General features: G+C 71.2%; 16 protein-coding genes and 2 tRNA genes. 14 read left to right on the top strand and 4 right to left on the bottom strand.

Annotated features, from left to right (window positions below; genetic code table 11):
* Nucleotides 1-54: 54 nt before the first annotated feature.
* The 6 genes from gyrA to ACFOX0_RS11180 all read left to right on the top strand — a co-directional run bounded on the left by gyrA (nt 55) and on the right by ACFOX0_RS11180 (nt 5,554).
* Entirely contained in the window at nt 55-2,586 is a 2,532-nt protein-coding gene (gyrA, locus tag ACFOX0_RS11205) for a DNA gyrase subunit A (protein ID WP_377544476.1), read from the top strand.
* 3 nt (nt 2,587-2,589) lie between these two features.
* On the top strand, nt 2,590-3,522 hold the full coding sequence (locus ACFOX0_RS11200; protein ID WP_377544474.1) for a DUF3566 domain-containing protein: 933 nt from the start codon (nt 2,590-2,592) through the stop codon (nt 3,520-3,522).
* A gap of 144 nt (nt 3,523-3,666) precedes the next feature.
* Nucleotides 3,667-3,740, top strand: a tRNA-Ile gene (locus ACFOX0_RS11195).
* A 40-nt stretch (nt 3,741-3,780) separates the two neighbouring features.
* Nucleotides 3,781-3,909, top strand: a complete 129-nt coding sequence (locus tag ACFOX0_RS11190; protein WP_377544472.1) for a DLW-39 family protein — start codon at nt 3,781-3,783, stop codon at nt 3,907-3,909.
* A 44-nt stretch (nt 3,910-3,953) separates the two neighbouring features.
* Nucleotides 3,954-4,029, top strand: a tRNA-Ala gene (locus ACFOX0_RS11185).
* Between the two features lie 298 nt (nt 4,030-4,327).
* Nucleotides 4,328-5,554, top strand: a complete 1,227-nt coding sequence (locus ACFOX0_RS11180) for a low temperature requirement protein A (protein ID WP_377544470.1) — start codon at nt 4,328-4,330, stop codon at nt 5,552-5,554.
* Between the two features lie 166 nt (nt 5,555-5,720).
* Here ACFOX0_RS11180 and ACFOX0_RS11175 read toward each other — a convergent pair whose 3' ends face one another.
* Together ACFOX0_RS11175 and ACFOX0_RS11170 are read right to left on the bottom strand one after the other, a co-directional pair.
* Nucleotides 5,721-5,927: a DUF397 domain-containing protein gene (locus tag ACFOX0_RS11175; RefSeq protein WP_377544468.1), complete on the bottom strand. Its 207-nt coding sequence runs from the start codon at nt 5,925-5,927 to the stop codon at nt 5,721-5,723.
* A complete protein-coding gene (locus tag ACFOX0_RS11170; RefSeq protein WP_377544466.1) occupies nt 5,924-6,811 on the bottom strand; it encodes a helix-turn-helix domain-containing protein in 888 nt (295 codons plus the stop codon). The genes ACFOX0_RS11175 and ACFOX0_RS11170 overlap by 4 nt, the downstream gene beginning before the upstream one ends.
* Before the next feature lie 530 nt (nt 6,812-7,341).
* On the opposite strand from ACFOX0_RS11170, the gene ACFOX0_RS11165 reads away from it, so the two are divergent.
* The 4 genes from ACFOX0_RS11165 (at nt 7,342) to ACFOX0_RS11150 (ending at nt 12,399) form a co-directional block, all read left to right on the top strand.
* Nucleotides 7,342-8,343, top strand: a complete 1,002-nt coding sequence (locus ACFOX0_RS11165) for a DUF1697 domain-containing protein (RefSeq protein WP_377544463.1) — start codon at nt 7,342-7,344, stop codon at nt 8,341-8,343.
* A gap of 281 nt (nt 8,344-8,624) precedes the next feature.
* Complete coding sequence (locus ACFOX0_RS11160) at nt 8,625-9,794, top strand: glycoside hydrolase family 25 protein (RefSeq protein WP_377544461.1); 1,170 nt, start codon at nt 8,625-8,627, stop codon at nt 9,792-9,794.
* A 34-nt stretch (nt 9,795-9,828) separates the two neighbouring features.
* Complete coding sequence (locus tag ACFOX0_RS11155; RefSeq protein ID WP_377544459.1) at nt 9,829-10,806, top strand: M23 family metallopeptidase; 978 nt, start codon at nt 9,829-9,831, stop codon at nt 10,804-10,806.
* A gap of 135 nt (nt 10,807-10,941) precedes the next feature.
* Entirely contained in the window at nt 10,942-12,399 is a 1,458-nt protein-coding gene (locus ACFOX0_RS11150; RefSeq protein WP_377544457.1) for a helix-turn-helix domain-containing protein, read from the top strand.
* A 31-nt stretch (nt 12,400-12,430) separates the two neighbouring features.
* On the opposite strand, the gene ACFOX0_RS11145 is transcribed toward ACFOX0_RS11150, so the two are convergent.
* A complete protein-coding gene (locus ACFOX0_RS11145) occupies nt 12,431-13,357 on the bottom strand; it encodes a L,D-transpeptidase (protein ID WP_377544455.1) in 927 nt (308 codons plus the stop codon).
* Nucleotides 13,358-13,488: 131 nt separating this feature from the next.
* On the opposite strand from ACFOX0_RS11145, the gene ACFOX0_RS11140 reads away from it, so the two are divergent.
* From ACFOX0_RS11140 to ACFOX0_RS11125, 4 genes are read left to right on the top strand one after another with little or no spacing between them, the layout of a single operon-like run.
* Nucleotides 13,489-14,484, top strand: a complete 996-nt coding sequence (locus ACFOX0_RS11140) for an ABC transporter ATP-binding protein (RefSeq protein WP_377544453.1) — start codon at nt 13,489-13,491, stop codon at nt 14,482-14,484.
* Nucleotides 14,481-15,284 (top strand): ABC transporter permease, encoded by an 804-nt coding sequence (locus ACFOX0_RS11135; protein ID WP_377544451.1) that lies wholly within the window; start codon nt 14,481-14,483, stop codon nt 15,282-15,284. Before ACFOX0_RS11140 ends, ACFOX0_RS11135 begins: the two co-directional genes overlap by 4 nt.
* 23 nt (nt 15,285-15,307) lie before the next feature.
* Nucleotides 15,308-16,438 (top strand): sensor histidine kinase, encoded by a 1,131-nt coding sequence (locus tag ACFOX0_RS11130; protein WP_377544449.1) that lies wholly within the window; start codon nt 15,308-15,310, stop codon nt 16,436-16,438.
* The gene (locus ACFOX0_RS11125; protein WP_377544447.1) at nt 16,435-17,061 is read left to right on the top strand and encodes a response regulator transcription factor; all 627 of its coding nucleotides are present in this window, start codon (nt 16,435-16,437) and stop codon (nt 17,059-17,061) included. The genes ACFOX0_RS11130 and ACFOX0_RS11125 overlap by 4 nt, the downstream gene beginning before the upstream one ends.
* 54 nt (nt 17,062-17,115) lie before the next feature.
* Here the strand turns inward: ACFOX0_RS11125 and ACFOX0_RS11120 are convergent, their stop codons facing one another.
* Nucleotides 17,116-21,540 carry a cation-translocating P-type ATPase gene (locus ACFOX0_RS11120; protein WP_377544445.1) on the bottom strand — a complete coding sequence of 1,475 codons (4,425 nt, stop codon included), beginning with the start codon at nt 21,538-21,540 and terminating at the stop codon, nt 17,116-17,118.
* Nucleotides 21,541-21,617 lie beyond the last annotated feature (77 nt).

The following is a 21,617-nucleotide window of genomic DNA, read 5'->3' as shown; positions in this document are numbered from 1 at the left end:
TCCACAGCCGTTATCCACAGGCAGATGCGGCTTTGAGTCTGATAAGGGTTGACAGTGACGGATACTCCCGAGTCCGCTAACAGCGAGCCGGAGGTCCCGGCGGTACTCGCCGCGGCCGTTCAGCACGACCGCATCGAGCCGGTGGGGCTCGAGGTGGAGATGCAGCGCTCCTACCTCGACTACGCGATGAGCGTCATCGTCGGGCGGGCGCTGCCGGACGTACGGGACGGGCTCAAGCCCGTACACCGCAAGATCCTGTACGCGATGTTCGACTCCGGCTACCGGCCGGACCGGGGTTACGTGAAGTGCTCCCGGGTCGTCGGCGACGTGATGGGCCAGTTCCACCCGCACGGCGACAGCGCCATCTACGACGCCCTGGTCCGGATGGCCCAGCCGTGGTCGCTGCGCTACCCGCTGGTCGACGGCAACGGCAACTTCGGTTCGCCCGGAAATGATCCTGCTGCGGCGATGCGCTACACCGAGTGCAAGCTCGACCCGCTGGCGATGGAGATGCTGCGGGACATCGACGAGGACACGGTCGAGCTGCAGGACAACTACGACGGCCGGGCCAAGGAACCGACGATCCTGCCGTCCCGGATCCCGAACCTGCTGGTGAACGGGTCCGAGGGCATCGCGGTCGGGATGGCGACCAAGATCCCGCCGCACAACCTGCGGGAGATCGCCGCGGCGGTGCAGTGGTGCCTGGAGCACCCCGAGGAGGACGAGGCCACCACCCTCGACGCGTTGATCGGCATCGTGAAGGGGCCGGACTTCCCGACCCACGGTCTGATCGTCGGCACCCAGCCGATCCAGGACGCGTACCGCACGGGTCGTGGTTCGATCCGGATGCGGGCCGTGGTGGAGGTGGAGGAGGACGCCCGGGGGCGGACCAGCCTGGTCGTCACCGAGCTGCCGTACCAGGTGAACCCGGACAACCTGGCCGAGCGGATCGCCGAGCTGATCAAGGATGGCAAACTCGCCGGGATCGCCGACATCAAGGACGAGTCGTCCGGCCGTACGGGCATGCGGATCGTGCTGGTGCTCAAGCGCGACGCGGTCGCCAAGGTGGTGCTGAACAACCTCTACAAGCACACCCAGCTGCAGGAGACGTTCGGCGCGAACATGCTGGCGCTGGTCGACGGGGTGCCGCGCACGCTCAACCTGGCGCAGTTCATCCGGTACTACGTCGAGCACCAGATCGACGTGATCCGCCGGCGTACCGCGTTCCGGTTGCGCAAGGCGGAGGAGCGGGCGCACATCCTGCGCGGTCTGGTGAAGGCGCTGGACGCGTTGGACGAGGTGATCGCGTTGATCCGCCGGTCGCCGACGGTGGACGAGGCCCGGCAGGGCCTGATCCAGCTGTTGACGATCGACGAGATCCAGGCGACCGCGATCCTGGACATGCAGCTGCGCCGGCTCGCCGCGCTGGAGCGGCAGAAGATCATCGACGAGTTGGCGAAGCTGGAACTGGAGATCGCCGACCTGAAGGACATCCTGGCCAAGCCGGAGCGGCAGCGGAAGATCGTTTCCGAGGAGCTCGGCGAGATCGTGGCGAAGTGGGGCGACGACCGGCGGACGAAGATCGTGCCGTTCGAGGGTGAAGTTTCGATGGAGGATCTCATCGCCCGCGAGGACGTTGTGGTCACCATCACTCGGACCGGTTACGCCAAGCGGACCAAGGTCGATCTCTACCGGTCGCAGCGGCGCGGCGGCAAGGGTGTCAGCGGTGCCAGCCTGCGGCAGGACGACATCGTCAGCCACTTCTTCGTCGGTTCGACGCACAACTGGATGTTGTTCTTCACCAACAAGGGTCGGGTCTACCGGGCCAAGGCGTACGAACTGCCGGAGGCGAACCGGGTGGCCAAGGGCCAGCACGTCGCCAACCTCCTGGCGTTCCAGGCCGACGAGCACATCGCCCAGGTGATCCAGATCCCGGATTACCAGGTGGCGCCGTATCTGGTGCTGGCCACCCGGAAGGGTCTGGTGAAGAAGACCAGACTCGAAGAGTTCGATTCCAACCGATCTGGTGGCATCATCGCGATCAACCTGCGGGACGAGGACGAGTTGGTCGGTGCGGCCTTGGTCGGGCCGGAGGAAGATCTCCTACTGGTGTCGAAGAAGGCTCAGGCGATACGGTTCAATGCCACCGACGAGGCGCTGCGCCCGATGGGTCGGGCGACCTCCGGAGTCATCGGCATGCGGTTCAGCGAGGAAGACGAACTGCTGGCGATGGAGGTGGTCCGGCCCGGGATGGACGTCGAGACGGACGTCCTGGTCGCCACGAACGGAGGATACGCAAAACGTACTCCGATCGAGGAATACCCGGTCCAGGGTCGGGGAGGTAAGGGTGTGCTCACTGCGAAGATCACCGAGCGCCGTGGCGGGCTGGTCGGTGCGGTAGTGATCAACCCGGATGACGAGCTGTTCGCGATCACCAGCAACGGCGGGGTCATCCGGACTCCCGTGAAGCCTGTACGCCGTACTCGCGATCGGAACACAATGGGGGTCAAGTTGATGGACCTTCCAGACGGCGTAACAATCGTGGCCATTGCTCGCAATGCCGACGAGCCTGACGAACAGGACTAGTTGATGACGGAGACACAGGCGAAGTCGGGGGCTGCGGGGGCCTCGACCAACCCGGTCGATGAGGAGTCCGCCGGTGGCGGCTCGGCAGCGACCGGCCGCGCGGCGGTCGGCCGGGCGGTAGTCCCCGCCGACGCGCCGTCCCCCAAGTTCACCCGGGCACCCGGCATGCCGCCACCGCCGGACCAGCCCGCCGACGTTGCGGGTGACGGTGGCGTTGCGGGTGACGGTGGCAAGGGGCAGGGTGCGGAAGCCACCCAGCCGGTCTCCAGGCCGTCCGCGTCGGCCGGCGGCAAGGCGGGCAGCGGCAAGGCGTCCGGTGGCAAGTCGGCGGGCGCGGGCCAGCAGGCGCCCGGAAATTCCGCCGGACCGGCGGGTCCGGGCGCGGACGCGACCCGGCCCGTACCGACCGGAATCGGTCGTCCCGGCCAGACCGGCGCCACCCGGCCGGTCTCCGGCGGCCCGACGCCGGGTCGCTCCGGGGCGCCCGGCGCGGCGGCCGTCGGCGCGGCCCGGGTCACCGAAGCCGTACGGGCGGCGCGCAGCACGGTCAACTCGGCCGCCTCGCGAGGCCCCCGGCGGGCCCGGCTGAACCTCAAGCGGATCGACCCGTGGTCGGTGATGAAGTTCTCCGCCGCCGTGTCGGTGGTGCTGTTCATCGTGGTGATCGTCGCAACGTCGGTGCTCTATCTGGCGCTCGACGCGATGGGCGTGTTCAAGAGCGTCAACACCAGCCTCTCCGACTTGCTTGGCGCCGCCGGCGGCCAGGGCGGCGGCGGCTTCAAGATCACGGCCAAGGGCGTGATCGGCACCTCGGCCCTGATCGGCCTGGTCAACGTGGTGCTGTTCACCGCCCTCGCCACCCTCGGTGCGTTCATCTACAACGTCTGCGCCGACCTGGTCGGCGGCATCGAGCTGACGCTCGCCGAGCGGGACTGACCGGACGGAACTCGCGACGTCCGGGCCGGCCGCCCACCGCGGTCGCCCCGGGCGTCGTTGCCGGACCCGCCCGGTCACGGCGACGGTGCCACCCCGATTTGGGGCGGCGCCGAGCGGTACGGTAACCTTGCTCGGCGCGAGCGGGGGGCTATAGCTCAGTCGGTTAGAGCGCAGAGCTGATAACTCTGAGGTCGCTGGTTCGATTCCAGCTAGCCCCACTTCACATCGTCCGACGGTCTGTCGAACGCGAGGGATGCCATGTTGAAGAAGCTTCTGATCATCGTCGGTGTCCTCGGCGCGGCCGCCCTGGTGGCCAAGAAGGTCAAGGACTCCAACGACGAGCGCGCCCTCTGGCACGAGGCCACCACCGCTCCCGACCTCCGATAGTCTCCGGACCGCCTCGGCGGTTCGGCCGGGCCGGTGTCGGTCCCGGGGCCCTAGCTCAACTGGCAGAGCACTGCCTTTGCAAGGCAGGGGTTAGGGGTTCAAGTCCCCTGGGCTCCACCACATCATCTGGCCAGGGCACGGCCCGTTCCCTCCTCCGCTGGCTCTTCCTCTGATTGAGGGGTAGCAGTGCCGTAGATCGTGGAACCGCAGGCCGCCGGCCGCCTTGGTTGCCACGCAGTCGACTGCCTGGGCGCGCGCCGGCCGCTGCCGCTGTCGCTCTGTGGCCGTCCCGCCTGACGCCTGGCGGCTGGGTCATCCTCTCGTTCTTGCCTGTGATCATCCTGTTCACATGCCGGTCAGTCGGCCGGTAGCCGCGATCCCCCTTCGCGAGGCGGCATTCCAGCATTGAATGGCTGGCATGGAAGGTGCTGGTGCGGCAATGGGTTCGGGGGTGAGGCTTCTCCGGAGTGAGCGGAGCAAGCAGGAGGCGAGCTTCGTCGAACTTTTTTTCGATCTTGTGCTGGTCTTCGCTCTCAATCGAGTGGTGGCTACCAGCACGTCGCAACTGGCGTCTTCCCCTGCTGGCGCAGGGAAGTGGGCGAGTTTGCTGCAGGCACTGCTGCTGATCCTGCCGCTGACGTGGGTCTGGTCGATGACGGCGTACAGTACGGCGCGCTTCGAGCCCCGCCGCATGGCGGTGCAGGTCATGGTGCTGGTGACGGCATTCGGGGTGCTGCTTCTGGGCGTCGTCACGCCGAAGGCGTTCGACGGTAGTGCGTGGGCCTTCGCCGGGGTCTACGTCGCGCTCCAGGCCGGCCGGGCGCTGGTGGTCGCTTTGGCCCTGCGGTCACATTGGTTGCAGCGCCTCTACTGGGGAATCCTGGTCTGGTTCTGCGTGTCCGCCGCGGCGTGGCTGCTCGGTGCCGTCGCCCACGGTGCAGCCAGGATGCTGCTCTGGTCGCTCGCGATCGTCATCGAGTACGGATCGGCTCGGCTGGGTTGGTGGGTGCCGTGGCAAAAGCCGGAGCGCATTTTGGCTTGGGAGGACGCTGCCGGGCATCTTGCTGATCGATACCAGCAGTTGGTGCTGATTGTGCTCGGTGAGACGATCCTCGCGGTCGGGATTGCCTACACCGAGGCGTCCGAGAGCCCGCGCCTTCCGCAGACGTTGGGGCTGGTGATCGCGTTCATCACCGCTGTGCTGCTCTGGCGTATCTACTTCTACAAGGCAGGCGAGCTGTTCGGGTCGGCGGTCACGCTGGCGGCCAATCCCGCCAGCCTGGGCCGAGTAGCCGGGACCTCCCATTTGTTTATGATCATAGGGGTTGCAGCCATCGCCATCGGCAATGAACTGGTGCAGAAGCACCCCGGCGGCTACACGTACAAGGCCTGGCTTGCGTTGATGCTCGGCGGCCCGGCTCTGTTCGTGGCGGGCCGCACGCTGCTGGAGTGGGTTGTCTTCTCCCGCGTGTCCCGGTCCCGGCTGCTCGGCATTGGTGCCCTGCTGCTGCTCGCCGTGCCGTTGACCTTCGCCCCGCCGCTGGGGGTGGTCGCCGTAGTGCCCGTGGTGTTGCTCGCGATCGCCGTCGCCGACACTCGCCGGGCAGCCGGGAAGCCTGCTGAGGCGCCCACGCCGCCGGGCTGACCATGGGCGGCGGACTGAGGACCGCCATGCTCGTGAACTAGCCTTGGTGCTTGTCGATGACGCTCGACGCCCGTCACCCGCCTTTGCGAGGCAGGGGTTAGGGGTGCGCGCGCCCGTCGGATGACCTTCCTCGCGTCCGCATCGTGACGATGGCGATCTGGGTGGCCTACCGCTTCGTGAACTGGCCGCCCTTGGCGCCGACGAGGAAGTTGGTCCAGCCCTCTCGGTGGAACAGGAGAGCTGGGCCCACTGGGTCCTTGCTGTCCCGAAGCGCTACCACGTCAACGAGGTCAGCAACCTCAACGCACTGGCCGTTCGCGCTGGACCGGCTGCTCTTCTTCCAGTGCGCGTCGGACGGGGTTTGGCGGGTCATCCCGCACCGCCTCTCTCTTTGAGCTTGTTGATCTGGGCCTCGATCGTCTTGATCGAGCCCGCGGGATCCAGGGCGGTGGCCTGGAGGTGCTCGAAGGTCGTGGCGAAGCGACGGACGTCGGCTTCGCGTTCGAGGAAGAGGTCGCCGGCCATGCTGTCGATGTACACCAGGGCGGGGTCGGCCGGGTCGGGGAAATCCATGACGACGAAGGAGCCGGGCATGCCGGCGTGAGCGCCGGTGGTGAACGGGATGACCTGGAGGGTGACGTGCGGCTGAGCGGCGGAGGTCACCAACGCCTCAAGCTGCTCCCGCATGATTTCGCCGCCGCCTACCTCGCGGTACAGCACCGCCTCGTCGATGATTGCCCAGAGTCGGATTGGCTCCTTCTTGCGCAGCGACTCCTGGCGTTGCAGCCGCGCCTCGACTCGGGTGTGGATGTCCTCGGTGGATGCCAGCGGCAGACCAGCGCTGATGACCTCCCGGGCGTAGCTCTCGGTCTGGAGAAGGCCGGGGATGAACAGCGATTCGTAGTTGTGGACCGAGCGGGCTTCAGCCTCGAAGCTGATGTACGTCGTGTACAGCTCGGGCAGCTCCGACTCGTACGCCTGGAGCCAACCCAGCTGCGCGGCCTGCCGGGACAGGGCGATGAGCTCGCTGCGTCTGTCCTCGTCGGTGACGCCGTACATGTCGAGCATGGCCATCAGGGTGCGGCGCTGTGGGCGGACCTTGGCGGTCTCGATGCGGTAGAGCGTGGTGGGGTTGATGCCGGTCTTCTCGCTGACCTCGTCGCGGGTCAGCCGGGCGGTGGTGCGCAGTCCGCGCAGGTCCGCCGCGAGCCGTCGGAGGCGCACGGTGGGTGGCTGGCGTCGAGCTGACAACTCCATGTCCCTTCGCTCCTGTCGTAGTCAAAGTGTGCCCGCCGGGCGGATGCAATTTCTAGGCAGGCTGGTCAGATGACTCATAAGCAGATGCATACCTTGCATAATCCCTAGGGCGGTAGCACTATAGGCGCAAGCATGCCAGGCAACGTTGGCAGGAACCCGATCCGGCCATGGCGGCAGACCCGCGCTCCCAGGGGACGTCGACACCGGGCATGCGGCGGGTCCCTTCGCGGGGGTGGTCGGCAAACCGCCCCCGCGAAGGCCAAGGCCAGGGAGGTACTGCGCAGTGGTTCTGTCTCTCGCACTGGCGGCGGTTGCGCTGCTCGGCTTCGCCGCCGGCCTGTTTCTGTTCAAGATCAAAACTCGTTGGTGCCGACGATGCGGCTCCGTGCTGAACTGCCCGGACTGCGGCGGTCGTCGGTCCCGCCCCTATCCCGGCCATCCTCGGTGGACGGCTCGGTCATGACCCACATCAACGCTCGCCGGTCAGCTCGTCGGCCCGTCCCGCATCTCTTCCGCCGGAGGTACGAACCGTGACCCTGCCCGATGTCGCCGCCGTGCTGCGCGACGTACACACCTCGCTCACGCAGCAACAGGAACTGGCCAGGGTCGTCGTCCGGGACGCCGAGAACGCGCGGACCGAGTTCCGCGCCCGCATCGCCGGAGCCACCAACCCGCTGGTCGACCGCGCGCTCGGCAACTACGCCCAGGCAATCGTCAGGCTGCGGGACGGCTCGGTCCTGCTCGACAGGGCCGGCGGCATCCTCGCCGACTACGCCCGCATGATCGGCATCGACCTGAACGCGGGCGGTCATCCCCCGAACGAGAAGCCGAGAACTCAGCCCTGGAGGACCGGGCGGAACGCGACTCCGGCTTCCCGGCACAGCCGACCGCGTGGCACGACGAACTATCAGCAGCCGACTCGGATCCACGCTGAGCCGGCGACGCGCAGCATGAACGTCGGAGACCCGGCCTATCGTGTCCGGGTGACGACGAGATACGCGGCCCTGCTGCGCGGTGTCAACGTGAGCGGGCGCAAGAAGGTCCCGATGACGGAGTTGCGGGCCGTACTGGAAGGGCTCGGGCACGGCGACGTCCGCACCTACCTGCAGAGCGGCAACGCCGTCTTCAGCAGCGGCGCGGGTGACGAGGACGCGCTCGCCGCAGAGTTGGAACGGGCCGTCGAGGAGCACTTCGGCTTTCCGGTGCGATGCCTGGTGCGCAGCGGGCGGTACCTGCGCGCCATTGTCGAGGCATGCCCGTTCCCGGCCGGCGAACTTGAGGGACGGCAACTGCACGTCACCTTCTTCTCCGGGCCGGTCGATCCCAAGACCGTCGCCCCGCTGGACGCGGCGACGTTCCGGCCCGACGAGCTCCGGCTCGGTGACCGTGCGCTGTACCTGTACGCGCCAAACGGCATCGGTCGGTCCAAGCTCGCCGAGGCGTTGGCGAAACCGGCCACCTTCCCGGGGCTCACGGCGACGAGCCGGAACTGGAACACCGTCCGGAAGCTGGTGGAGTTGACCACCGACTAAACCCGCCGACCGTCGGTCCGGCCGCGGGCCGTCCCGGTGTGCCCACCCGGCGGAAGGTACCGGTTCGACCGGCTAAGAGTCGTTAGTCCGGAGGTAGGCGCCGACCGTCGTTCAATGCCGTACAACGTCGGTTCCGGGACTGTCCTTAACTGTTCAATTAGCCTCCGTTAAGAAATCATCACTCACTGTCGAAGGCGTCGGTACGCTGAGTCGACAATCGCCTGCCGGGTCGCAACCGAAGACCGTCCCCTGTGGATAACGACGTTGCTAGCGTCCTGCCCATGATCGAGCGCATCGATGGACCGGGCCCGGGACGCGCGGCCCGCCTCAGGCTGAGAAGGCTGGCCGTCACGGTCGGGGCCGGCGCGGTGGTGGCCGGCGCGGTGGCCGCCGGCAGCGCCGGCATCGCCGGTGGCGTCTGGTCGGCCGCGACGCCCACGCTTCCGGCCACCGAGCGGATGGCGTCCACCACGGCGACCGGCGTGCAGGGGCTGGACGTGTCGAGCATCCAGAGCAGCCGCGGCACCATCTCCTGGACGAAGGTGAAGGACGCCGGGCAGAGCTTCGTCTACGTCAAGGCGACCGAGGGAAAGTCCTACACCAACCCGTACTACGCGTCGAGCAGCAGCGGAGCCCACGCGGCGGGTCTGCTGCGCGGGGCGTACCACTTCGCCCGGCCGGACTCGTCGTCCGGTGACGCGCTGACCGAGGCGCGCTACTTCGTCAGCCGGACCGGCACCGACCTCACCGGCCAACTGCCGCCGGCACTGGATCTGGAGGACAGCGGCGGATTGTCCGCCGCCGCGCTGGTGACCTGGGCGAAGACCTTCCTCGGTGAGGTCGAGCGGCTCACCGGGCGGGTGCCGGCCATCTACACCGGGCCGTCGTTCTGGACCAGTCACACCGGCAACTCGACGGCGTTCAGCCGCTATCCGCTGTGGCTCGCGCAGTACACCTCGGGCAGCCCTACCGTGCCGGGCGGCTGGTCGTCGTACACCTTCTGGCAGAACACCAGCTCGTTCACGGTCTCCGGGGTGAGCGGCGCGGTGGACCACAACTTCTTCAACGGGTCGCTCGACCAGTTGCGGGCGTTGGCGGCCGGAACCGGGGGCGGCGGCGGGTCGACCAACCCGCACACGCCGACGGAAGTCTGCGGTGCCGGTTTCGGTGTGATCGACCAGGCGGCGTTGGGGTCGGCGGGTGACGTCTATCTGTTGTGGAACGCCACGACCAAGAACAACTGCGTGGTGACGTTGAAGAAGACCTCGGTGGGTACGGCGTCGGCGGTGTCGGCTTATCTGGAGGTGGACGGCAAGGCTCGGGTGACGGACTCGGGTTCGTTCGCCTACTACGCCGGGCCGGTGAAGGCCGCCGCCGACAACACGTGCATCCGGTGGGGCGGCTCGGTCGGCACCACCAAGTACGACAGCCCGCGCGAACACTGCGGCTGAGTCAGAGCGACATCGTCCAGGTAAGGAGCAGAGAGTGAACAGAATCCGGATCCTGCTGTCCGCCACGGTGGTGCTGGGTGGCGCCATCGGGCTGGCCGCCTTCGGTGCCAAGCTGGTCGCCGACGCCAGGGGCCACGCCACCGACGTCTCGACCGGCCAACTGAACGCGGTGCAGGTGGCCAACGCCAGCGCCGCCGCCGGGCCGCGCCCGGCCTTCCAGCTGCCGTTCCCGTGCGACCAGAAGTGGACCGGCAACTCGAACAACAGCAGCGCGCACCGAAGCTATGAGATCGACTTCAACCGGGGCAGCAGCGCGGACGCCGATCTCGGTGACACCGTGGTCGCCGCGTCCGGCGGCACCGTCGTCACCTCGGCACACCAGGGCTCGGCCAACGGGTACGGCAACCTGGTCGTCATCGACCACGGCGACGGCTGGAAGAGCTACTACGCCCACCTGCGGGTCCGGTCGGTCAGCGCGGGCGCGAAGGTCAGCCAGGGACAGAAGATCGGCGAGGTGGGTAACACCAGCAAGCCGGGGAACAACATCAGTCCGCATCTGCACTTCGAGATCCGCACCAACGACGCGGCGTACCCGCAGAACATCCAGCCGGCGTACTTCAACGGGGTGAAGTTCGGCTACCCGAACCAGACCGTGACCTCGCACAACAGCTGCTCCGGCGGGTCGACCAACCCGCACACGCCGACGGAAGTCTGCGGTGCCGGTTTCGGTGTGATCGACCAGGCGGCGTTGGGGTCGGCGGGTGACGTCTATCTGTTGTGGAACGCCACGACCAAGAACAACTGCGTGGTGACGTTGAAGAAGACCTCGGTGGGTACGGCGTCGGCGGTGTCGGCTTATCTGGAGGTGGACGGCAAGGCTCGGGTGACGGACTCGGGTTCGTTCGCCTACTACGCCGGGCCGGTGAAGGCCGCCGCCGACAACACGTGCATCCGGTGGGGCGGCTCGGTCGGCACCACCAAGTACGACAGCCCGCGCGAACACTGCGGCTGAGTTCTCGAACGTTTAGACCGATCCGGTGCGGCCGGCCGACTTCCGGTGGCCGCACCGGATCGACCTTGACGCATCCCGACCGTGGCGGCAGCATCGACATCTACGTCGATCGTCAGGTCCACGGTGGGAGGCGGGATGGCTCGGCGGGAGCGCCCGATCGACCCTGCGGCGGGGCCGCTGCAGGCGTTCGCGCACGAGCTGCGGCAGGTACGCACCGCTGCCGGCAACCCCACGTACCGGGCCCTCGCCAAGGTCGCCGGCTACAGCCCGACCTCGTTGTCGGAGGCCGCCCGGGGGATCCGGAAGCCCTCGCTGGACGTCGTCCTCGCGTACGTCGGCGCGTGCCGGGGCGACGTGGCGGCCTGGCGGCGACGCTGGGAGGACCTGGACGAGGCGACCGTCGGGCTGCCGATCGCGCCGGACGAGCGCGCGACGTACCCCGTCGGGCCGGACGGAAGCCCGGGGCATGCCGCCGCGCCGGACGTAAGCCCGGATCATGCCGCCGGACCGGATCTCGGTTCGGCGGTGGCTCGCCCGGTCGCGTGCCCGCCCGTCGGGCACCCGTCCGTGCCCGACCTGCCCGCGACGTTCCCCATTCCGCCCCGTCCGCCGCTCGGGCGCGCGTTGCCGCCGCCGCGAACCATCGCGGCCGCCGCGACGCCGCTGGCGGCCCTGCCGCCGGACCTGGTCCCGACGGTCCCGCTCGCGGTCCCGCCGCAACCGGCACCGCTGCCGCAACCGGCACCGGCCCCACCGGTACGGCCGTCCGACGCCCGTCGGCGGCGCGGCTGGATAGCGTTCGCGGCCGCCATCGCCGTCGTCGCGGCGGTCGGCTCGGCGGCGGGCACCGCGATCGTGCTGACCCGGAACGACCCCGACCGGTCGGGCAGTCCGCTCACCGCACCGGCGGCGGCCTGCCCGCGGCTTCCCACCAACCGGGCGTTCACCGGGGTGACCTATGGCAGCGGCGCCCAGGTCCGGTCCGGCGCCACGATCGAGGACCCGGTCGTGGCCACCGTCCCGAGTGACTGCACGCTCGGCTTCACCGGGTTCTGCCTCGGCGAGCGGGTCCACGATCCGACCGGAGGCACCCCGGACATCCGATGGTTCATCACGGGGGACGGCAACGTGGTGGCGTCGGCCGTCGTACACGGGAATCCACCCGCCACCCTGGCCCCGGCCCGCTGCCGGCACGACCGGCCCGCGCCGAGTGCCGTTTCGCTCGTCCTCGCCCCCGGACCGGCCGGCGGTGTCACGGCCACCGCCGACGGTCGTGACGTCGACATCGTCGGCTTCGCGGCCTGGCAGGTACCGGACCCGGTCAGCCGCGGACCGGTCCGGTGGCGGCAACTCACGCTCACCGAAGGGCCCGCGTTCCATGCCGCCTGGCAGCCCGACCAGCGGTCCGCTCCGGGCGGTCAGGTGCTGGTCGCGGCGGTGGCGTGCCTGGGTGGTGGGCGCCCGACCACCGTGCTGGACCTCCAGGCGATGCGGCTCGGCGGGACCGTGGGCCCGGCACCGCGACCCAAGCTGAACCCGGCGGAGACCGCCGCCGCCACCGGCACCGCGTGCCGGTACCCGGGCCGCGGCTGAGCACCGAGCCGTGGCCGTCGAGCCGCCCGGGTCAGGTCGTCGGGGCCGGCTCGCGGAACCGGTCGACCACCACGACCTCGGTGCCCGGGACGAGTTCGTCCAGCAGCAGCCGCTGGCCGCTGCGGGTCAACCGGATGCAGCCGTCGCTGTCCTTCTTGCCGAGCGACCGGTCGTGGTACCAGGTGTGGATGCCGATGTGCGCGCCCTTGAGGCCGGCCGGGATGGCATCCGGGCGGTCCGGCACCGAGCCCAGGGCGAACACGTCGGTCTCGGCGTACACCGCACCCGGCAGCGCGGACCGGCCGAGGATGAAGGTGCGACCCAGCGGGGTCGGCGTCGCGGGGATGCCCAGGGTCACCGACCAGGACCGGACCAGCTTGTCGTCGCGCAGCCAGTACAACTTGTACGTGTCGCGGGCCACGACGACGAGGTCCCGCAGCGGGACGGTCTGCCAGCCGCCCGGCGGGAGCCAGCCGATGGTCCGGTTGGCCGAGGGCAGCAGCACCGCGACCCAGCCGGACCGGCGGTCGACGATCGGCATGGTCAACTGGACGCCGGAGATGGTCGGGGCGATGAAGGCACGCGGCCGGCCGCCCGGGGCGTCGTACGCCGGCACCTTCCTGGTCGGATGCAGGCCCTCCGCCAACCGGATGGTGGACAACGGGTCCGGGTCGGCCGGGAAGCCCTTGGGCGCCGGCCCGTAGTCGATGACCGGAAGACCGGCCGGGGCGGGCGGGACCGGGATCGGTGCCTCGGCGGCCGGCGCGGTCGGGCCGGCCGGCGCGGTCGGGCCGGCGGGTCGGGGCAGGGTCGCCGCGTAGCGGGTCCGCGGTGCGAAGTGGACCACGACGAGAGTGACCAGCAGGGCGACGCCGAGGATCGCGGCGAGCGCGACCAGATACCACCGCCGAGGACGCCGCGTCGGCGCCGCGGCCGGATCCGAACCGAGGAGACCCACGACCCGACTCTACGGGAGGAGCACGGCACCGGCCTTCGATGCGTCACCGCTGCCGGGCCTGACAAGTGTCACGGCCGGAAGGTGATGGCCGGCCCCGGGACACCGGGCGGCGGAACCACAGAGTGGTCGGTATGACAACGACGACGACCGCGACGGGACGGGACGGTGGCGCGCAGGCGCGCACCGGCGTTCCGGCCGTCGAACTGACCAATCTCACCAAGACGTTCGGGTCGGTGACCGCCGTGAACGATCTCTCGCTCCGGATCGCCCCGGGCGAGGTGGTCGCCTTCCTCGGCCCGAACGGCGCCGGCAAGACCACCACCATCGACATGCTGCTCGGCCTGACCCGGCCGACCGCCGGAACGGTCCGGGTGTACGGGCAGTCGCCCGCCGACGCGATCGCGCACGGTCGGGTCGCCGCCGTCATGCAGACCGGCGGTCTGCTGAAGGACATGACGGTCGCCGAGACGGTGAAGATGACGTCCACCTTCTTCCACCACAGCCGCCCGGTGACCGAGGTACTCGACCGGGCCGGCATCGCGGACATCGCCGACCGGCGGGTGGGCAAGTGCTCCGGCGGCCAGCAGCAGCGGCTGCGGTTCGCCCTGGCGCTCCTGCCGGACCCGGATCTGATGGTGCTCGACGAGCCGACCACCGGGATGGACGTGGAGGGTCGCCGGGAGTTCTGGTCGGCGATCCGGGAGGACGCCCGGTCCGGCCGGACCATCCTGTTCGCCACCCACTACCTGGACGAGGCCGACGCGTACGCCGATCGGATCGTCCTGGTCCGGCAGGGCCGGATCGTCGCCGACGGTACGACCGCCGAGGTCAAGGCGCTGGCCGCCGGTCGTACCGTCCGGGCCACCCTGCCCGGCGCGGACCAGGTCCAACTCGCCGGCCTGCCGGGGGTGGACTCGGTCGAGGTACGCGGGGACACCGTCCTGCTGCACGCCGGCGACTCGGACGAGGTGGCCCGTTACCTGCTGACCCGTACCGCCGCGCGGGACCTGGAGATCACCTCGCGCAACCTCGAAGAGGCCTTCATCGCCCTCACCAGTTCCGACGAGACCAGTGGTGCCGGCCAGACCATCACCTCCGACCAGACCAGCGACCGGAGTGCCCGATGACCACCACGACCGTCACCACCGACAGCCGGCACGGGGCGCGGACGCGCCAGCGACCCGCGTTGGGCGGGTTCACCCTGACCGTACTGCTGCTGGAGATCCGTCGGGTGCTGCGCAACCGGCGTACGTTGATCTTCATCCTGGTCATGCCGGCCGTGTTCTTTCTGATCTTCGGCCTGCCGCAGAAGTCGCAGCGGCTGGGCAACGGCTCGCAGGTGATGGCGTACATCATGATCAGCCTGGCGGTGTACGGCGCGATGGTGGCCACCACCAGCGGCGGCGGCATGGTCGCCGTGGAGCGGGCCCTGGGTTGGAGCCGGCAGTTGCGGTTGACCCCGCTGCGGCCGGCGGCCTACGTCGCCACCAAGGTGCTCACCGCGATGTGTCTCGGGCTGCTCGCGGTGGTGGTGGAGTTCGCCGTCGGCGCGGCCGGCGGGGTACGGATGCCGGTGCACGTCTGGCTGCTGTCCGGCCTGGCGGCCTGGCTCTGCTCGCTGGTCTTCGCCGCGTTCGGGCTGTTCGTCGGCTACCTCGCCCCGGCCGAGAACGTGATGCAGTTCCTCGGCCCGATCCTGGCCATCCTGGCCATGTTCGGCGGCCTGTTCGTGCCGCTCGAACTGCTGCCGCACGTGATGCAGCAGATCGCCAAGTTCACCCCGGTGTACGGCGTCGGGGAGATCGCCCGCAGTCCGCTGACCGGTTCCGGGTTCACCGCCACGGCGGTCGCCAACGTGCTGCTCTGGACCGCCGCGTTCGGGTTCGGCGCCGCGCGGTTGTTCCGTCGCGACACCTCTCGGGTCTGATCGGACCGACTAGTGTGGACACTGTGAGTTCGTCGCCCGCCCCGGCCGAGCGGAACATGAGCCCGCTCAGCCGGGGCATCGGCTGGCTGATCGGTGTGGTCTGGCTGTTCTACTTGGGCCAGCCGATCGGCACCGCGTGGCACCACCCGCCGGGCGTCGGTCGTACGGTGTCACTGGTCGCGCTGGCCGCGTTCGCCCTCTGCTACGTCCTGCTGTTCACCCGGATCCGCCGGATCTGGCGGGCCGGGCAGGGCGTGTCCGCGTCGGAGGCGTGGCTGTTCCTGGCGGGGCTGACGGTGCTGGCGGTGTCGACCATCCCGGCCACCGGCGGGGACTGGCTGGTCACCCTGGTCTACGTCGGCACCGCCGCCGTGTTGGTGCTGCCGACCCGGGTCGCCGCGCTGGTGGTCGTCCTGCTGGCCGCGGTGCCGGTGGTGAGCCCGCTGGCCGTACCGGCCTGGGCGCCGGACGAGGGGGTGGCGTTCGCCATCCTGCTGGCCGCGTTCGCCATCCACGGAGTGAAGCGACTGAACACGCGGAACAACGAACTGATCGCCGCGCAGGCCGAGATCCACCGCCTGGCGGTGGCCGGTGAACGGGCCCGGACGGCCCGCGACCTGCACGACATTCTCGGTCACTCGTTGACGGTGATCGCGGTCAAGGCGGAACTCGCCGGCCGGCTGCTGGAGGTCGACCCGCGGCGGGCGGCGGTCGAGATCGCCGACCTGGAACGGCTGTCCCGGGAGGCACTGGCCGACGTGCGGACCACGGTCGGCGCCTACCGGGAGGTCAACCTGGACACCGAGTTGGCCAGCGCGCGGACCGCGCTGTGCGCCGCCGGCATCGCGGCGGAACTGCCGCCGACCGTCGGGGAGTTGCCGCCCGAGCGCAGCGAGTTGTTCGGTTGGGCGGTACGCGAGGCGGTGACCAACGTGGTCCGGCACAGCGGCGCGAGCCGGTGTGTGATCGGAGCCGACCGGAACTGGGTGGAGGTCACCGACGACGGTGCCGGGCCGTCGGCCGGCGCCGCCCCACCCACCGACGTCGGGCACGGGCTGCGCGGCCTGCGGGAGAGGGCCGACCAACTGGGGGCGCGGCTGACCGTGGGCCGGGCCGGCCCGGGCGGCGGGTTCCGGCTGCGGGTCAGCCTGTGACCGCCCAACCCATCCGGCTGCTGCTCGCCGACGACCAGGCGCTGGTCCGGGGCGCGCTGGCCGCGCTGCTCTCCCTCGAACCGGACCTGGAGGTGGTGGCCGAGGTCGGCCGGGGCGACGAGGTCGTCGAGGCGGCCCGGCGCAGCCACCCCGACGTCGCCCTGCTCGACGTGGAGATGCCCGGCCTGGACGGCATCGCCGCCGCCGCGGCCCTGCACGCCGAGGTGCCCGGCTGTCGAGTGCTGGTGGTCACCACCTTCGGCCGGCCGGGCTACCTGCGCCGGGCGATGGAGGCCGGCGCGAGTGGCTTCGTGGTCAAGGACACCCCCGCGCGGCAGCTCGCCGACGCGGTCCGGCGGGTGCAGGCCGGCCTGCGGGTGGTCGACCCGACGCTGGCCGCCGAGACGCTGGCGAGCGGTCGCAGCCCGTTGACCGAACGGGAGACCGAGGTGCTGCGCGCGGCCCGGGGCGGCGGGACGGCGGCCGACCTGGCGGAGAAGCTGCACCTGTCCGAGGGCACCGTCCGCAACCACCTCTCGGCGGCGATCGGCAAGACCGGTGCCCGGACCCGGGCCGGCGCGGTTCGCATCGCCGAGGAGAACGGCTGGCTGCTGGGCGACTGAGCGGCACACCTGCGACGGTGTGGACCGCTCGCTGATCCAATCGTGACCGACAGGCTAGTCCGCCGGTGGTGACGGTTCCGGTGGCGGGATCAACCGGCGCCCGACGGCGGTGTTGGCCAGGGTGGCGCCGACCGCGCTGCCGGCCGCGATGCTCCAGCCGACCGGGCCGAGCGGGGTGCAGCCGAAGAACTGGCTGACCCCGGGGGTCTGCACGATCGCGGCCAGCATCGCCACCGACGCACCGGTGGCGACCAGTACGGGCGGGCTGGTGCCACCGGCCAGCACGGTCTGACCGAGCTGGGTGCCGATCAGCGAGGCCAGCGCGACCGTACTGGCCCGGCGTTGGGTGCCCGTGTAGCGGGCCAGCGTCCAGCCGGTGGTGGCGCCGAGGGCGGTGGTGCCGGCCCGCAGCGCCATCTCCCGGTTGAGGCTGGCCCCGAGTGACCGGTCCGGCCCCTCGGCGAGCAGGCTGTCGTCGGCGTCGGACGCCGGTGGCCGGACGGCGATCGCCATCGCCGGTGCCAGATCGGTGAGCAGGTTGACCAGCAGCAGCTGCCGACCGTTGAGGGCGGACCGGCCGGTCACCGCCGCGGACAGCACGCTGAAGGCGATCTCCCCGAGGTTGCCGCCGACCAGGATGCTCAGCGCGTGCCGGACCGACGACCACATCGCCCGGCCCTCGACCAGGGTGGCGATGATGGTCTCCAGCCGGTCGTCGGTGACCACCAGGTCGGCGGCGGCCCGGGCGGCCGGGGTACCCCGTTGGCCGAGGGCGATCCCGACGTCGGCCAGCCGGATGGCGGGCGCGTCGTTGGCGCCGTCCCCGGTCATCGCCACCGTACGACCCCGTTTCTGCAGCGCCTGGATCAGCCGCACCTTGTGCGCGGGGGTGCACCGGGCCACCACGTCGGTGGCCATCAACCGGTCGGCCAGCGCCTCGTCGTCGAGTTCGTCGAGGTCGGTGGCGACGCTGACCCGCTGTCGGGCGCCGTCCGGGCTGATCACCGAGGCGATCGCCTCGGCCGTCGCGGGATGGTCACCGGTGATCATGATGGTGTGCACCCCGGCGGCCCGGATCCGCCGGACGGCGGGGGACGCGCTCTCGCGTACCCCGTCGGCGATGGCCAGGAAGCCCACGAAGGTCAGCGCGTCGACCTCGCCGTCGGTCAGGGTGGCGGTCGGCACCGACCGCTCGGCGACCGCCAGCACCCGGTGCCCCGAGCCGGCGAGCTGGTCGAGCGCCGCCCGCAACCGGTCCCGACCCGGCTCGTCGAGCGGTTCCTCGGTGTCGCCGGTGCGGCGGCGGGAGCAGCGCGGCAGGATCCGTTCCGGTGCGCCCTTGACGTCCAGCAGGTAGCCGCCGTGGCAGCTGCCCACCGCCGCGTAGTAGCCCCGGGACGGCTCGAACGGCAGCGCCTCGGCCAACCGCCAGCCGTGCCCGTCGGCGCTCACCCGCGCGCCGATCCGGTCCGCCCCGGCCACCACGGCCCGATCGGTCTGCTGGGACAACTGCGCGTCACCGTCCGCCGGTGGGGTGGCCCGTAACGCGGCGCCGAGGACGGTCCGCAGGTCGTCGTCGAGCGCGTCGACCGGGGCGTACCGGTCGCCGTCGCCGACCCCGACGAGCTGCAACCGGCCCTCGGTCAGGGTGCCGGTCTTGTCGAAACACAGCACGTCCACCCGGCCCAGGGCCTCGATGGTGCGGGGGTTGCGGACCAGCGCGCCGTGGTCGGCCAGCCGCCGGGCCGCCGCCAGTTGCGCGGCACTGACCAGGAAGGGCAGGCCCTCGGGCACCGAGGCGACCGCCAGGTTCGCCGCCGTGGCCGCCGACTCGGCCAGCGGTACGCCGCGCAGCAGTCCCGCCCCGGCGACCGAGATCGCCGATCCGGCGGCGAGCGGGATCGCGGTGCTGGTCAACCCGGTGAGCCTGGCCTCCACCCCGCTGGTCGGTGGGGCGTCGTGGGACAGCGCCATGCCCCGACCGACCTCGGTGTCGGCGCCCACGGCGACCACCACGGCGGTGGCCCGACCGGCGGCCACCGTGGTGCCCTCGTAGAGCATCGAGTGCCGCTCGGCCACGGTCGACGTCACGACCGGCTCCGGTGACTTGCCGACCGGCAGCGACTCGCCGGTCACCGAGGACTCGTCCGTCTCCAGCCCGGCCGCGTCGAGCACCCGGCAGTCGGCCGGGATCGCGTCACCGGTGTCGAGCAGCACGACGTCGCCGGGCACCAGCTCGTCGGCGGTGACCACCCGTTCGGTGCCGTCCCGCCGGACCGTGGCGGTCACCGCGGACCGGGCGAGCAGCTCGGCGAGCGACCGTTCGGTGCGGACCCGCTGCGTGGCCCCGGCCAACGCCGACACCCCGATCACCCCACCGACCAGCCCGGCGTCCACGATCGACCCGACGGCGGCGGACAGCGCCGCACCACCGGCCAGCACCGGGGTCAGCGGATTGGCGATTTCGTCGAGGAACGCCCGGCCCAACCCGACCCGGTCCGATCCGGCGCCGGTCCGGGACCGGGCGCGCCGGTTCGCCTCCTCGGTGGACAGCCCACCGGGGTCGGTGCGCAGCCGGGCCAGCACGACGTCCACCGGCATCAGGTGCCAGGGCGGCGCCGGCTTCGGTTTTTCGGCGGGCCGACCGGGCAGCCGGCGGGCCTGCCAGCAGCCGTTGGCCAGGGCCACCCCGGCGGCGCCGTTGACCGCGTCCACCGTCCGCCGCGGCAGCCGTTCGCGGCTGCCGGTGAGCGCGGCGAGCACGCCAACGCCGGTGCCGGCGGCGGCCAGCCGCACGCTGTGCCGGGCCACCTGCCGGGCCAGCCCGGTCGCCGTCACCACCAGGGCCGGTGCGTCCAGGTCCGGACCGACCAGCAGGTGCGCGCCCCACGGCGGCTTCTCTCCGGGACGCCACACGCCGAGCCCGCAGTCGGCGGCCCCGAGCGCCCGCCGGTCGCGCGAGACGAGCATGACCATCGCCCCGTTGGCCTGAAGCTGGCGGACCGACCGGAGCAACTCGGCGCCGCCCGGCACACCGCCGTCGCCGAACCGTCCGTCGCCGAACCGTCCGTCCCCGGTGTCGGCGCCGGCGACCAGCAGTCGCAGGCCCGCCGACCGGGCCGCCACCGGCAGCGCCTCGGCACCCGGCGCGAGTTCCGCCTCGACCCTGATCACCGCCGCGAGCCGGTCCCCGTTGGCCAGACCGAGCACGGTGGCGCCGTCCGCGCCGAGCCGGCGTGCCTCCCGCGCGCCGGTGCGACCGCGCAACCCCAGCCGCTCGACCGGCCCCAACCGCCAGCGACCGTCCTGCCGAATGTGGTCCGGCGAGTCCGGCTCGAACAGCCCGAAGGCCCGGGCGGCGACCTCGGTCGGGTCGGCGCCGGGCAGCGGCACGAGGTCGGTCAGCATGCCCCGGTCCGACCGCAGCACGTCCTCGTCGAGCACCAGGGTGTCGATCCGGTCGAGTTCGCGCAGCACGCTCCGGTCCATCGCGATCACACCGCGGCGGGCCAGCATCCGACCGAGGTTCGCCGCGTAACCCTCGCGACCGGACGCGCCCGCCTTCGGCAGGCCGGCCAGGGCCAGCGCGGCGGCCCGTTTGACACCCACCACCGGTGCCGCCGCGGCACCGGCCAGCCCGCCGGTGGCCAGGATCCGGGCGGAGTACCGCTCCACCGGGCCGTCCGGCTTGGGCCGGGGACGCTCGGCCGGGCACGGTGGCGAGCCGGCGAGGTCCGGGTCGCCGGCCAGCATCGGTTCGGCCCGTTCCCAGGCCGCCAGCTGGGCGTGCGCCTCGCCCCACTGCAGGATTCGTTGGGCGACGTCGAGCGCCGTGCCGGCCCAGCCGCCGGCCAGGCCCTGGGTCACCGCCTCGACGAGCGGGAACGCCGAGTTGGCCAGGTCCGGGCGCAGGCCCCGGCCGGCCAACTCGTGCAGTCGGGGGTGCAGGTCGACCACGTTGATCAGGCTGGCCAGCTCGCCCGGAATCGGGGTGAACGGCAGGATCTTCGTGGCCGCCGCCAGGCCCAGGCCGAGCGCGTCGGCGGCCAGGGTGGAGACCGCCCGCTTGGTCCGCGGTCCCTCCTCCGGCGGGCGCGGCGGCGCGCACTCGTCCTCCACCCCGTCCGTACGCTCGACGGCCGCGATCGTGGCGATCAGGTCACGCAACCGGGGCTCGGGTGGGGTCACCGCCACCACCACCCGGCCGGAGGCGCCGTTCACCCGGGCCCAGGCCACCCCGGGAAGCCGGGCCAGCGCCAGCTCGATCCGCCGGGCCAACCGTTCCGCGCCCACCTGGGCGACGCCGTGCACCTCGATGTGGTGCCGGCCGGGGCGGGACCACACGCCCCGCCCGTTCAGCCCGGCGGCCCGGGCGAACCGGGTGGCGAGCGTCCCGGTGCTCCGCGACAAGCCGGTGACCAGCTCAGGAATGTGCGCGGGTGGGCGGAGCCAGGAGGGGGCCCACCCGTTGAGCGCCATTTCCCATACCACCTCCCGAGCCCGGTGACCGCCCTGGCTTCCCGCTCGCCCCTTTGTTATGCGTTCGTCGGGGCGGA

It is taken from the genome of Micromonospora zhanjiangensis, assembly GCF_042650605.1.
GTDB lineage: Bacteria > Actinomycetota > Actinomycetes > Mycobacteriales > Micromonosporaceae > Micromonospora_J > Micromonospora_J zhanjiangensis.
Note: the sequence above shows the minus strand (reverse complement) of the source record. Positions and strands in the feature narration are given on the sequence as shown.

Excerpts from the sequence above, each read along its gene's own strand:
- ACFOX0_RS11200 (WP_377544474.1), top strand. The coding sequence starts at position 2,590 with ATGACGGAGACACAGGCGAAGTCGGGGGCTGCGGGGGCCTCGACCAAC.
- ACFOX0_RS11190 (WP_377544472.1), top strand. The coding sequence starts at position 3,781 with ATGTTGAAGAAGCTTCTGATCATCGTCGGTGTCCTCGGCGCGGCCGCC.
- ACFOX0_RS11180 (WP_377544470.1), top strand. The coding sequence starts at position 4,328 with ATGGAAGGTGCTGGTGCGGCAATGGGTTCGGGGGTGAGGCTTCTCCGG.
- ACFOX0_RS11175 (WP_377544468.1), bottom strand. The coding sequence starts at position 5,927 with ATGACCCGCCAAACCCCGTCCGACGCGCACTGGAAGAAGAGCAGCCGG.
- ACFOX0_RS11170 (WP_377544466.1), bottom strand. The coding sequence starts at position 6,811 with ATGGAGTTGTCAGCTCGACGCCAGCCACCCACCGTGCGCCTCCGACGG.
- ACFOX0_RS11160 (WP_377544461.1), top strand. The coding sequence starts at position 8,625 with ATGATCGAGCGCATCGATGGACCGGGCCCGGGACGCGCGGCCCGCCTC.
- ACFOX0_RS11150 (WP_377544457.1), top strand. The coding sequence starts at position 10,942 with ATGGCTCGGCGGGAGCGCCCGATCGACCCTGCGGCGGGGCCGCTGCAG.
- ACFOX0_RS11140 (WP_377544453.1), top strand. The coding sequence starts at position 13,489 with ATGACAACGACGACGACCGCGACGGGACGGGACGGTGGCGCGCAGGCG.
- ACFOX0_RS11135 (WP_377544451.1), top strand. The coding sequence starts at position 14,481 with ATGACCACCACGACCGTCACCACCGACAGCCGGCACGGGGCGCGGACG.
- ACFOX0_RS11120 (WP_377544445.1), bottom strand. The coding sequence starts at position 21,540 with ATGGCGCTCAACGGGTGGGCCCCCTCCTGGCTCCGCCCACCCGCGCAC.